At 66.0% G+C, this 11,981-nt stretch carries 14 protein-coding genes and 1 riboswitch; of the genes, 11 read left to right on the plus strand and 3 right to left on the minus strand.

Annotated elements, in window-relative coordinates:
• Window positions 1–32 precede the first annotated feature (32 nt).
• The 4 genes from FHJ30_RS18785 (at window position 33) to pabB (ending at window position 4,044) form a co-directional block, all read left to right on the plus strand.
• Window positions 33–581 (plus strand): low molecular weight protein-tyrosine-phosphatase, encoded by a 549-nt coding sequence (locus tag FHJ30_RS18785; protein WP_240793760.1) that lies wholly within the window; start codon window positions 33–35, stop codon window positions 579–581.
• A gap of 112 nt (window positions 582–693) precedes the next feature.
• On the plus strand, window positions 694–1,797 hold the full coding sequence (locus tag FHJ30_RS18790; protein WP_139030756.1) for a GTP-binding protein: 1,104 nt from the start codon (window positions 694–696) through the stop codon (window positions 1,795–1,797).
• Entirely contained in the window at window positions 1,794–1,916 is a 123-nt protein-coding gene (gene ykgO / locus FHJ30_RS18795) for a type B 50S ribosomal protein L36 (protein WP_011693081.1), read from the plus strand. Before FHJ30_RS18790 ends, ykgO begins: the two co-directional genes overlap by 4 nt.
• A gap of 16 nt (window positions 1,917–1,932) precedes the next feature.
• Window positions 1,933–4,044 carry an aminodeoxychorismate synthase component I gene (gene pabB, locus FHJ30_RS18800; RefSeq protein WP_139030757.1) on the plus strand — a complete coding sequence of 704 codons (2,112 nt, stop codon included), beginning with the start codon at window positions 1,933–1,935 and terminating at the stop codon, window positions 4,042–4,044.
• 28 nt (window positions 4,045–4,072) lie between these two features.
• On the opposite strand, the gene cls is transcribed toward pabB, so the two are convergent.
• Window positions 4,073–5,512: a cardiolipin synthase gene (gene cls / locus FHJ30_RS18805; protein ID WP_139030793.1), complete on the minus strand. Its 1,440-nt coding sequence runs from the start codon at window positions 5,510–5,512 to the stop codon at window positions 4,073–4,075.
• 132 nt (window positions 5,513–5,644) lie between these two features.
• Between cls and FHJ30_RS18810 the strand changes: the two genes are divergently transcribed.
• Window positions 5,645–6,574, plus strand: coding sequence for an aminodeoxychorismate lyase (locus FHJ30_RS18810; RefSeq protein WP_139030758.1), 930 nt, complete (start codon window positions 5,645–5,647; stop codon window positions 6,572–6,574).
• Between the two features lie 66 nt (window positions 6,575–6,640).
• Entirely contained in the window at window positions 6,641–7,105 is a 465-nt protein-coding gene (locus FHJ30_RS18815) for a pyridoxamine 5'-phosphate oxidase family protein (protein ID WP_139030759.1), read from the plus strand.
• Window positions 7,106–7,153: 48 nt separating this feature from the next.
• On the opposite strand, the gene FHJ30_RS18820 is transcribed toward FHJ30_RS18815, so the two are convergent.
• Entirely contained in the window at window positions 7,154–7,861 is a 708-nt protein-coding gene (locus FHJ30_RS18820; protein WP_139030760.1) for a TetR/AcrR family transcriptional regulator C-terminal domain-containing protein, read from the minus strand.
• Between the two features lie 229 nt (window positions 7,862–8,090).
• Here FHJ30_RS18820 and FHJ30_RS18825 point away from each other — a divergent pair, with 229 nt between their 5' ends.
• The 5 genes from FHJ30_RS18825 (at window position 8,091) to FHJ30_RS18845 (ending at window position 11,452) form a co-directional block, all read left to right on the plus strand.
• A complete protein-coding gene (locus FHJ30_RS18825) occupies window positions 8,091–8,348 on the plus strand; it encodes a hypothetical protein (protein ID WP_139030761.1) in 258 nt (85 codons plus the stop codon).
• Window positions 8,349–8,621: 273 nt separating this feature from the next.
• Complete coding sequence (locus FHJ30_RS18830; protein ID WP_139030762.1) at window positions 8,622–9,248, plus strand: GNAT family N-acetyltransferase; 627 nt, start codon at window positions 8,622–8,624, stop codon at window positions 9,246–9,248.
• 181 nt (window positions 9,249–9,429) lie between these two features.
• A riboswitch (SAM riboswitch) is annotated at window positions 9,430–9,544 on the plus strand.
• Window positions 9,545–9,557: 13 nt separating this feature from the next.
• Window positions 9,558–9,836, plus strand: coding sequence for a DUF1737 domain-containing protein (locus tag FHJ30_RS18835; protein WP_139030763.1), 279 nt, complete (start codon window positions 9,558–9,560; stop codon window positions 9,834–9,836).
• Window positions 9,833–10,243, plus strand: coding sequence for a rhodanese-like domain-containing protein (locus FHJ30_RS18840; protein ID WP_139030764.1), 411 nt, complete (start codon window positions 9,833–9,835; stop codon window positions 10,241–10,243). The genes FHJ30_RS18835 and FHJ30_RS18840 overlap by 4 nt, the downstream gene beginning before the upstream one ends.
• Complete coding sequence (locus FHJ30_RS18845) at window positions 10,244–11,452, plus strand: O-succinylhomoserine sulfhydrylase (RefSeq protein WP_139030765.1); 1,209 nt, start codon at window positions 10,244–10,246, stop codon at window positions 11,450–11,452.
• An 81-nt stretch (window positions 11,453–11,533) separates the two neighbouring features.
• Here the strand turns inward: FHJ30_RS18845 and FHJ30_RS18850 are convergent, their stop codons facing one another.
• Window positions 11,534–11,836: a DUF1905 domain-containing protein gene (locus tag FHJ30_RS18850; RefSeq protein WP_139030766.1), complete on the minus strand. Its 303-nt coding sequence runs from the start codon at window positions 11,834–11,836 to the stop codon at window positions 11,534–11,536.
• Between the last annotated feature and the right edge of the window lie 145 nt (window positions 11,837–11,981).

Genomic DNA, 11,981 nt, shown 5'->3' on the forward strand with positions numbered 1-11,981 from the left:
CCCACGCTAGCCAACAAGGGCAAATAGCGCGCATGCTTATCATCATGAACTCACCGTCGAGCCCATACCGTGTCATCGCCGTCTGCACCGGGAACATCTGCCGGTCCCCCATGGCGGAGTTAATGCTCGTCGCAGCACTGGAAGACGCTGGGCTGGGCGGCCTGGTCACGGTGGATTCGGCGGGAACAACCGGATACGAAGCCGGGCGGCCCATAGACCCCCGGGCGGCACGGCGGCTGGCAGCGACGCAACTGACCTCCGACCGGCACATTGCCCGCCAGTGGCAGGCGGAATGGTTCCAGGAGCGGGACCTGATCCTGGCGCTGGACATCGACCACTACGCCTGGCTGAGCGAGTCCGCCCCGGACCAGGAGGCCCGGGACAAGATCCGGATGCTGCGCAGCTTCGACCCGCAACTGGCGGAAAAGGACCTCCTTGACCAAGGAATCGAGGACCCCTGGTACGGCGGGCATGCAGATTTCGACACCGTCTGGCATCAGGTCCACGCAGCCCTGCCCGGACTGGTGGATTACATCAAAGTGGCAGCCGCCCGGAATGCCCAACTCCAGAGCCAGGCCTAGCCAAGCAGCGTCACGGGACAGCCTGGCTGAATGAAGGCAAGACGATGGCAGGCAGCCACCAAGGTTGACTCCCGCTTGTAATTGAGAACCATTCTCAACTAAGTTTGACGGCATGAACCTCACCGTCATCAGTTCCCTCGATGCACTTTGCCGGCAGCAGGCGTGCGAAGACCTTGCGGCGGCCCATCCCGGCAGCCTGGTTGTCCTCCACGACCTCATGGAGGACGGACTCGTGGTCCGGCGGATATTCAGCGGCCGGATCCTCCTGGAACGCGAGGAGACAATGCTGGAACACGGCTGCCTGAGCTGCGCCGTCCGGCTGGACCTCGTCCCCAGCATCGACAGGTTGCTCGAAAACGCCAAGGGCACCATCATCATCGGCCTGCCTCCCGCCGTCCCCGCATCAGCCGCGGTTTCCGCACTGCGGCGAGGCCTCACCCGCGCGGCCACCGTGGATGCCGTGGTCCTCGCGTGTTCGCCGGATGCCTTGGAGGACCACATCTGGGATTCCCACACCTTGTTTGAATCCGGCTTCACGCCCGCTCCGGAAGACGAGCGGACGCCAGGCGAGTTCCTGGTGGGCGAACTCGCCTTCGCGGACACTGTGTTGCTCACCGAACCGGACATCGTGCCGCCGGATCCGCTGGGCCGCGAGCGCGGGCGGCACCTGGTCCGTGAACTCGCTCCGCATGCTGAGGTAGCCTCCGACGCGGCAGCCGTCCGCCCTGGGCAGCACCGTTATGCAGAAGCGGTGGCCAGGACAGCACCCGGAAACGCCCACGCGCCCGGCTCCCACGCCCGCAGTTCGGCGTCGCCGTTTGCCACAGTGTTCCACCGGATCGAGCGGCCGCTGCACCCCGGACGGTTCCAGGACGCACTGGCAACACTGGCGGCAGGATGCTGCGTCCTGCGGGGCCAGCTGTGGATAGCCTCCGCGCCGGCCTGCCGGATAGCAGTCCAGGGCATCGGTCCCCGCGTGTGGCTGGAGAACCTCGGTGCCTGGCCCGAAAACAACGCCCCGCCCAAGGCCGGAAAGCAGTCAGCCCACCATGAGGCTTCCGCCGCCTCGGTCATCGCCGCGACAGGTGAGGACCTTGACGCTGCGGAATTCGAGCAGCTGCTGCTGTCCTGCCAGCTCACCGACGAGGAACTGGTTGCCGGCGGAGAAGGGCTGCCACTCACACAACAGACCCAACCAACAAGGAGAACAGCATGAAGGTACGGAACTCACTCCGCGCACTGAAAAAGATCCCCGGCGCGCAGATTGTCCGGCGGCGCGGGAGGACGTTCGTCATCAACAAGAAGAACCCCCGGATGAAAGCCCGGCAGGGATGACGGTACGCTCTAATCCATGAGCCCAGCCCCCGTCATCATTGCCATCGACGGGCGCTCGGGCGCAGGGAAGACCACCCTCGCCGTTGAACTGGCGGCGCGGCTGCGCGCCCACCACAGGGTTTCGCTGTTCCACCTCGAGGACATCTACCCCGGCTGGAACGGCCTGATGGTGGGCATCGACTGCTACGTCGCCACGGTCCTGGAACCCCTGGCCCGTGGCGACGCCGCCACCTGGACCAGCTGGGACTGGGAGAAACATTACGACGGCGACTCGCGGGTAACGCTGCCGGCCGAGATTGTCATCGTGGAGGGAGTGGGAGCCGCCGCGGCCCCGGCCCGGCCCTTCCTCAGCGCCGTCATCTGGGCGGACTCCCCGGAGGAGATCCGCCGCACCCGTGCGCTGGACCGCGACGGCGGCAGCTATGAACCCTATTGGGACCAGTGGGCCGCGCAGGAGGAGGAATGGCTGCGCACGGACGACGTCCCGCAGCACGCCGACATCCGCGTGCTCAACCGCGCCGACGGCTCCGCCCCCGCGGACGTCCTGCAGCTCCTGCCGTATCTTCCCGCCCTTTACCCGGTGCTGTCCCCCGAGCTCTCGGCCCGCCGCGGCCCCAGCCTCCGCGCTGAACGGCTGGACAGCAGCCCGGACCCGGCAGCGCTGTTCAGTTCCCTCTACGGCACCTCCGCCAACGCTGTCTGGCTGGACTCATCGAACGCCGGTTCCGCGTGGCAGTCCCCGGAGGACCGGGCCGGCGACCAGCCCGGCAACCATGCCGCATCCGAGGCAGCAGGGCGGAGCCGCTTCAGCATCATGGCGGACGACGCCGGCACGCATGGCCAGTCCATGACCCACCGTTCAGGACAAAGCGAGCTCAGGGCAGGCTGCGGAACCGCCACAGTGGAGGGCCCGTTCTTCCGCTGGCTGGACAGCGTCTGGGGCGACGCCGCAGTCGGCACCCCTGACGGCTACCCCGGCGAGTTCACCCTTGGCTGGCTGGGATGCCTGGGCTATGAGCTCAAACGGGAAACCGGCGGATCCGACCAGTCCGCACCCACCCCTGACGCTTCGCTCATCTTCGCCGGGCGGGCGGTTGTTCTGGACCATGCCGAAGGAACCACCTGGCTCCTGGCACTCGACGCCCCGGAGGCCGGGGAGTGGCTGGAGGACGCGCGGGCCGCCGTCGAATCAGCCTGCGGCCCCGCCGCGCAGCTGGCCCCGGCCGCCCAGGCCGGCGGCAGCAACGGCGTCGTACTTCCGCACCCGCCAGCCTTCCGAAGCCGCGATACCGGCAACCAGTACCGGGAGAAAATCGCTGCCGCCCAGCACGAAATCGCCGAGGGAAACACCTACGAAGTGTGCCTGACCACCACTCTTTCAGCCGAGGTTCCGGCAGCCGGACTGGACCCGTGGCCCACATACCTGGCACTGCGCGGCAAGAATCCTGCCCCGTTCGCCAGTTACCTGAAGTTTGGCGGACTCACGGTGGCCAGCACCTCGCCGGAGCGCTTCCTGAAGATAGCGTCCGACGGCGGCATGCGCGCCGAGCCCATCAAGGGCACCCGCCGCCGGGCTGCTGACCCGCAGGAGGACACGCAGCTGCGCCGGGACCTCGCGGAGTCGCTGAAGGACCGCGCCGAAAACATCATGATCGTGGACCTGCTGCGGAACGACCTCAGCCACTTCGCGGCGCCCGGCTCCGTCACGGTCAGCAGGCTCTGCGCAATCGAGAGCTACGCCACCGTGCATCAGATGGTCAGCACCATCGATGCCCGGCTGCAGCGCGGATCATCGCGGGCCGAAGCCGTGGCCGCGTGCTTCCCGGCGGGATCAATGACCGGCGCGCCCAAGATCAGCACCATGGCCATCCTGGACCGGCTCGAAGGTGGCGGGCGGGGGCTTTACTCCGGCGCCATCGGCTACTTCTCGCTGAATGGCGCCACGGACCTCGCCGTCGCCATCCGGACCCTGGTGATCGACGCCGCCAGCGACGGAACAGCGGAACTGACGCTCGGCGTCGGGGGCGCCATCACAGCGGATTCGGACCCGGACGAAGAATACGAGGAAATCCGCACCAAGGCCTTCGGGGTCCTCTCCACCCTGCGCGCCCGGTTCCCCAACGCCTAACCCCATAGGCCTCTTGGACGGCTCCTTCTTACTGCACAGTGGCCGTCAGCCGGGCCACATTGTCCACGTAGCGTGCAGCCAGGGGCCGCTGCAGCCAGTCCGCCAGCCGCAGCTCGTGGGAGATGTCCCGGTAGGTGTCCTCCACGGCACGCATCTTGGTGACGATGTCCTCGCCCAGCAGCATCACGGACACCTCAAGGTTCAGGGAGAAAGAGCGCATGTCCATGTTGCTGGAGCCCAGGACCGCAACTTCGTCGTCGATGGTGAAGTGCTTCGCGTGGAGCACGAACGGCGCCTTGTACAGGTAGATCCGGACGCCGGCTTCGAGCAGCGCCTCATAGTAGGAGCGCTGCGCGTGGTGTACCAGGAACTGGTCCCCCTTCTCGGAGACGAACAGCTCCACGTCCACGCCGCGCTGGGCGGCGGTGGTGATGGCGTAGAGCAGGGAATCATCCGGGACGAAGTACGGACTGCAGATCGAGATCCGGTGCTGGGCGGAGTAGATGAGCGTGTTGAAGAGCCTCAGGTTGTTCTCGGTGATGAATCCCGGACCGCTCGGAACCACCTGTGCCGTCACGTTGCCGGGATGCGGGTTGGACGGGAGCTGCAGCTGGTGTTCCAGGGACTCATCGGTTTCACTGAGCCAGTCGGTGGCGAAGACAACGTTCAGGGTGGTCACGATGGGCCCGCGCAGGCACGCCATGAGCTCCACCCATTCCCGGCCCGCCTTGCGGTGCCGGGGGTTGTTGTAGGAGGGCTCGATCAGGTTCTGCGAACCGGTGAAGGCGATTTCGCCGTCGATCACCATGATTTTGCGGTGGTTCCGCAGGTCCGGCCGGCGCCACTGGCCGTGGATGGGCAGGAGCGGAAGCATCCGCTTCCACTGGATCTTGCCTGCGCGGAGCCGCTTCAGCAGCTTCCGGTAGCCCTGGACCCGCAGGGTGCCGATGTGGTCGAACAGCACCCGGACCTGGACGCCGCGCTCGGCTGCTTCCTCCAGCGCCGTAAGGAGGTCATCGGTGATGTGGTCCGTGCTCATGATGTAGAACTCGGCGTTGACGAACTTTTTCGCCTTGCGCACCGCCTCCGTCATCTGCAGGATCGAGTCCGGATAGCCGGGGATCAGGTCCACGGAGTTGCCGTCCACCATGGGCAGGGACCCCAGCCGGCGGTTCAGTTCCGCGGCGGACTTCACCCATTCAGGTCCGGGGTAGTCGCTTTCGACGTCGGCAAGCGAGGAGATCCCGGCCCGCACCCGCTCGTTGACCTGCTGCTGCTGGGCCCGGCGGCGGCTGGACAGCTTGAAGTTGCCGAACAGCAGGAACAGGAGGATACCCACGAACGGAACAAAGAAAATGCCCAGCAGCCACGCCATCGCCGTGGTGGGGCGCCTGTTTCCCGGGATGATTCCCACAGCCAGCACCCTGATCAGGAGATCGGCGACGCCCAGCAGCACCACCACCCACATCGGCGCAGTGCCGGCAAGCGAAAATGGCCACAACACGTAAATAAACCCCCGGAGGATGGGCTCCCGGCGGACCGTTTCCAGCCAGGGCACTCTGCCCAGCTTATCCGTGCGGCGCCGCACTAAGCTGGAGCCATGACCTCTCCAGCTTCCGTGGTTCTCGTTTTCCTCGATCCCGCTTTCCCGGACGGCCGGCTCGCCGATGCCTCCAAGCCCCAGCTCCTGGTGACGGACCAGGGCGCCACCCGGGGTGACGGAATCTTTGAAACCATGCTGGCTGTCGGGGGCAATGTGCGGAAGATCCAGGCCCACCTGGACCGCCTTGCGGGCTCCGCGAACGCCCTTGACCTGGTGATCCCCCTGGAGGATGAGTGGCGCAGGGCCATTGCGACTGCGCTGGAAGAGCACCGGTCCCAGCATCCGCCCGCCTCCGCCGCCGAGGACGAGCTCGTGGTCAAACTGGTGGTCACCCGCGGCGCGGAGGGAGCAGCCGCGCCCACCGCCTGGGTCCAGGTGTCCCCCACAGGGGCGTTGGCCCGCCGCCAGCGCGAGACGGGAATCGACGTCATCCTCCTTGACCGGGGCTACGACAGCGACGCCGCCGAGCGGGCCCCCTGGCTGCTGCTCGGTGCGAAGACGCTGTCCTACGCGGTCAACATGGCCGCTTTGCGCCATGCCCACAAACAGGGCGCGGACGACGTCATCTTCATCTCCTCCGACGGGAGGGTGCTGGAGGGTCCCACCTCCACAGTGCTGCTGGCACACGCAGGAACGTCCGACGACGGCACTCCCGTCAAGCGCCTCATCACGCCCCAGCTGGACAGCGGCATCCTGCCGGGAACCTCGCAGGGCGCGCTGTTCAGCGCGGCGAAGGCTGCGGGCTGGGAACTGGGCTACGGTCCGCTGGAGCCGCAGGACCTGCTGGATGCAGACGCGGTGTGGCTGATCTCCAGCGTCCGCTTGCTGGCCCCGGTCAACCGGATCGATGGCAAGGAAATCGGCACGCCGTCCGTCCAGAAAGAGCTGACCGCCGAACTGAACGAGCTGTTCGCGGGCATCCGATAGGCACGCCCGCGATTGTGGCCCTCACACTCTAGGTTCCGCAGGGGCACTGGCCGTAAGGTGTGGTTCATGGACTCGCAGACGCAGCCGAATGACAACCTGACCTTTGACGAATGCTGGGAACTCCTGGAAAACGATGCTGTAGGGCGCCTTGCGCTGGTGGTTGACGGCCACCCCGAGATCTTTCCGATCAACTACGTGGTGCACCGCCGCAGCATAGCGTTCCGCACAGCGGGCGTTACCAAGCTGTGGAGTGCCCTGTCCGAGCGGCCTGCAGCGCTGGAGATCGACGGCTACGACCCCCACACCGAAGAGGCTTGGAGCGTGGTGCTCCGCGGCGATACCACCGTCATCGAGGACCAGGCGGACAAGGACGCCGTGGACAGCCTGGGCCTGGAGCCGTGGCAGCCGGGAGAAAAGGCAAACTACATCCGCCTCTCGGCCCGCGCCCTCACCGGCCGCCGTTTCAAGGTCAACCGGCCGGACATCTGGGCAACCCGGCAACAGGACAGGCGGCGGGCTTCGTTCGAATAACCATCCGGAAGTGCCTGCCGGACAGTACAACTGGCTGGCAGGCGACAACTAGCCGGCAGGCGCGACCTGCACGGACAGTTGCGTTTCAAGGCCGGACAGCAGGATGCTCAGCCCCTGGTCGAGTTCCGTGGAACCGTCGTATTCCGCGAGCGCAGGGGCAAGCGCACGCAGCCTGGGAAACTCCTTGGCAGGCAGCCGGTGCAGCCCCAGCCGCAGCAGCACTTCGTTCTCCTCCGGATCCACCACGAATTCCTGGAGTTCGTTCAGGATGTGGCCGTAAAGGAAGCCGTAGTAAGCACGGTAGACGTGGAGGGCACCGGCGGGGTCGAAGCCTGCCCCGATGAGCAGGGCGAGTATCTGTTCCAAGGGACGCAGGGTGCCCAGCGGACGCAGTCCCAGGGGCGTCGAAAGCGGCCTGGTCACCAGCAGCGGCACGACATTGGGATGCTTGAGCGCCAGCTTCCGCAGGCTATGGGCAATCTGGCGCAGCTGGGCCTTCCAGTCCGGATCTTCCGGGTGGATGGACAGTTCATTGAGCACCAGCTCGGAGACGCCGTCCAGCAGCGCGGCCCGGTTCTCCGCGTAGCGGTAAAGGCTCATCGGGTCCCGGTCCAGCTCCTGGCCCAGGCGGCGCATGGTCAGTGCGTCCAGGCCTTCCGCGTCCACAACCTCCAGCGCCTTGGTGAGCACAAGCTCCCTGCTGAGGCGGGGTTTTTGGGCTGGCCCGGTGGTCGCACGCGTCTTCGGGGAGGCCATGATATCCGTCCTGGGTGTCAGCAAGCCCTGCACGTGGATCAATAATCCATTCGCTTGCCTGATGTGTAGTCTACGGGTAAAGTCTACATTGTAGATGCGGCATTGACACGCCCCGTAGTCCGCGGATTTTAACGGGCTTCATCAACACTCCATTGCCCTGTGCACGGCATTGAGGTTCGCTGCTGTAGCCGAACGGCGGCACCACCGCACTTAGCGAAGGGACGCCGTCGTGGCGCACTCCCAGTTTGACCTCTTTCTCCAGGAAGCCACCTATCTCGACCAGGCCGCGGAATCCACCTTGGACCGTGACCGTCTTTACGGCCTGTACACCAGCTGGTGCTTCATCAACCAGCAAAAGCCCGGCCCGGACGCCGCCTTCTGGGCCGCGATGAACCGCCGCCGGATCGCACCCGACCACAACGGGCTCCGCATGAAAGGCCCCGCTGCTGCGGACTACATCCTGGCCAGCTACCCCGGCCTCGTCTAAGAACCACACCAGGGTGCTGGGGTAAGAACGAATCCGGCGTGGACCACTGCCTGGCAGGCAGGCGGTCCACGCCGTTTGTTTACCCTCCCGTTTATCCCCCGCCCTCTATCCGCTCGGGCGCCTATCCGCCAGCCTGCCGCGTTGCCTACCTGCCGCGGTCCCTACCTGCCGCCGGAGGCGGGATAGTCAGCGTCCACCCCTGTAGCGTTCAGATTTCAGTAAAGTAAAACGCTCCTTCGGCACCACAGCGCCCTCCTGAAAGGCATCTGGTTAGTGATCACCAGCACCGGCTACCTGCGCGAGGGCCTTCATATCCGACTGCTTGAGGACGGCGATGCCGCGGCCCTGGCGGCGGCATACCAGCGTAATCGCGGGCACTTGGCGCCATGGGAGCCGGAAAGGGATGACGCCTTCTTCACGCCGGAGCAGCAGGCCGAAATCATCCGCACCAAGCGCGGACAGCACATGCTGGGGTCTGAGATCCCCTGGGTCCTGGTGAAGGAGGACGACGCCGGTGCGGGCAGGGCGGGTACCCGCAGCAGGAGTGGTCGCGTGGTTGGCACGGTCACCCTAACTGGAATCGTCCGCGGCCCCTTTCTCAGTGCGAACATAGGCTACTGGGTTGATGGCGGCCTCACCGGACAAGGGATCGGCACGGCGGCCGTCCTGTTTGCAGCCAACTATGCGCGCACCGCGCTTGGCCTTCACCGTATCCAGGCAGCAACCCTGCTCCACAACACAGCATCGAGGCGAATCCTGCATCGGGCCGGGTTCCAGGAGATCGGGGTGGCGCCGGAGTACCTGAAAATAGCGGGGAAGTGGCAGGACCACCTGCTCCACCAACTGATCCTGCCACTCCCCCAGGTCCCGTCGGGCGGTACCGCTCGGCCTGGGTGCTGACCCAAGTGGGGATGATGCATGGAAACCCCGCTCGGGGCACCCACCGCGGGGCCGTCGTCGTACGTTGAAAGAAGGTGCCGGACGGCACCCTGGCGCCGCCGCGGCTCCCTGAGTACTTCAGTTACGCAACATGACGACGACGGCGGTGCGGCACCGGGCGGCAAGTGTTACGTTTTTGGGGAGTAATGAGTACCGGCGCCAAGCCCTGACTGGCCGGTCGGCAACCCTCCTTCCGCGGCGGGGTGCCTCAGGTGAACACTCGGCATATCGACCCATTCGAGCTGCAAGCGTGAGAGAAGGAGATCCGTCATGTCTGACGCACCTGCCCCCGAAGAAAAACTGGCCTACCGCCTTATCACCGGGCCGGATGACCGATCCTTCTGCGAGCGGATTTCAGCCGCCCTGGCCGAGGGCTACGTGCTCCACGGAAGCCCCGCAGTCACGTTCAACGGCACCACACCCATCGTGGCGCAGGCTGTGATCCTGCCGGCAGCCGTTGCCTCCGCCGACGCCGCAGTGGCCACCGCCGTGGACGAGCTTGGGCTCAACGGCGAGGAACTCGAGTTCGCTGGCGAGGGCCACGCATGAGCTACGCCGGAGACCTGACCCCGCACGAGGCCTGGGAAAAGCTGGAGCAGGGCGCCATCCTGGTGGATGTGCGCACGGAGGGCGAATGGGCCCACATTGGGATTCCGGACACCAAAGCCACCGAGAACGATCCGCTGTTCATCCAGTGGACCTTCCCTGGCGGAATCCCCAACCCCGATTTCATCACCGACCTTAGCCAGCAGGCGCCCGAGGACAAGTCGACCGAACTGGTGTTCCTGTGCCGTTCCGGCCAGCGTTCCATCGCCGCCGCCATTGCTGCCACGCAGGCCGGTTTCACCTCCTACAACGTCCTGGAGGGCTTTGAAGGCGAGCCGGACCGCTATGGAGAACGCACCGTCAACGGCTGGAAGAACCGCGGCCTGCCAACCAACCTGGGAAAGAACTAAGTGACCTTCAACGAAGACGCCGCCGGCTGGAGCCCCGACACCCAAGCCGTCCGCGGCGGACTGGACCGCACCAACTTCCAGGAGACCAGCGAGGCCGTCTTCCTGAACTCCGGTTTTGTATACGAATCCGCCGCCGCAGCCGAGCGTGCCTTCACAGGCGAGGACGAGCGCTTCGTCTACTCGCGCTACGGCAACCCCTCCGTGGCCACGTTCCAGGAGCGGCTCCGCCTCCTCGAAGGCACGGAGGCTTGCTTTGCAACGGCGTCCGGCATGTCCGCGGTGTTCACCGCCCTGGGTGCGCTGCTGGCAGCCGGCGACCGCGTGGTGGCGGCGCGTTCCCTGTTCGGCTCCTGCTTCGTGATCCTCAACGAGATCCTGCCGCGCTGGGGCGTGGAGACGGTCTTCGTGGACGGCCCGGACCTGGAGCAGTGGCGGTCCGCCCTGTCCGAGCCCACCACTGCCGTCTTCTTCGAGTCGCCGTCCAACCCGATGCAGGAGATCGTGGACATCGCGGCGGTCAGCGAGCTGGCGCACGCGGCAGGTGCGACCGTCGTCGTCGACAACGTTTTTGCCACTCCCCTGCTGCAGCGGTGCGGGCAGTTCGGCGCCGACGTAATTGTCTACTCAGGCACCAAGCACATCGACGGCCAGGGCCGGGTCCTCGGCGGTGCCATCCTGGGGACCAAGGAGTTCATCGACGGCCCGGTGAAGCAGCTGATGCGCCACACCGGACCGGCGTTATCCGCATTCAACGCCTGGGTCCTCACCAAGGGCCTGGAGACCATGGCGCTGCGCGTCAACCATTCCTCCGCCACTGCCCTGCGGCTTGCGGAATGGCTGGAGGAGCAGCCCGCCGTCAGTTGGGTGAAGTACCCGCTCCTGAAGTCGCACCCGCAGTACGAGCTGGCGGCGAAGCAGATGAGCGCCGGCGGCACGGTCCTCACCCTGGAACTTGCCCCCTCCGGCGGGCGCTCGGGCAAGGAGGCAGCGTTTGCGCTGCTGGACGGCCTGCGGATCATCGACATCTCCAACAACCTCGGCGACGCGAAGTCCCTCATCACGCACCCGGCCACCACCACGCACCGGGCGATGGGACCTGAGGGGCGGGCTGCCATTGGCCTGAGCGACGGCGTGGTGCGGCTTTCGGTGGGGCTTGAGGACGTGGACGACCTCATCGGCGACCTGGAGCAGGCGCTGAAGCAGATCTAGGGTTCCGCTACGGCACCGGCACCTCTCCGCTGGGTAGTCCTTCCAGCCAGCGCCGGAGATCAGTTCCCCGTGATCGCGGCGTCAGGGGTGCGGTATGGATAGGTGAACGGCCACTTCGTCGCCGTCGCCAATCATGGCCTTGTCCCTGATGGCCTTCTTAACGGGCAGGAGGTACGTGCCCGTCTTGGTGTCCGCGAAGAGCGAGGTCTGCCACGCGTGGCCGGAAATCGCCGCCGTCACTTTGACTGAGCCGAAGGCTTTGCTGTGGCCGGCGTTTTGCGCGCGGATATCGTCCGCAACCTCCGCCGGCAGGGTCAGGAAGTGCCAGCCGGCTTCCCCGGGGTAGAGCCACAGCTCCGCTTTGAAGGAATACGACGCCGTCACGCGCCGAGTATGGCACGGCGCCTTCCCGGGGCGCTACAGCTTGCCGCACCTGCTGCCGACCATTTATCTCGAAAGGCGAGGGCGTCGCCTCCTCGAATGGATGGCACAAAAAGTTCAAAAGTATTTTCAGGAAGGCCGTAGAAGA

The sequence above is a fragment of the Arthrobacter sp. BB-1 genome (assembly GCF_006151685.1).
In the GTDB taxonomy this organism is placed as follows: domain Bacteria; phylum Actinomycetota; class Actinomycetes; order Actinomycetales; family Micrococcaceae; genus Arthrobacter.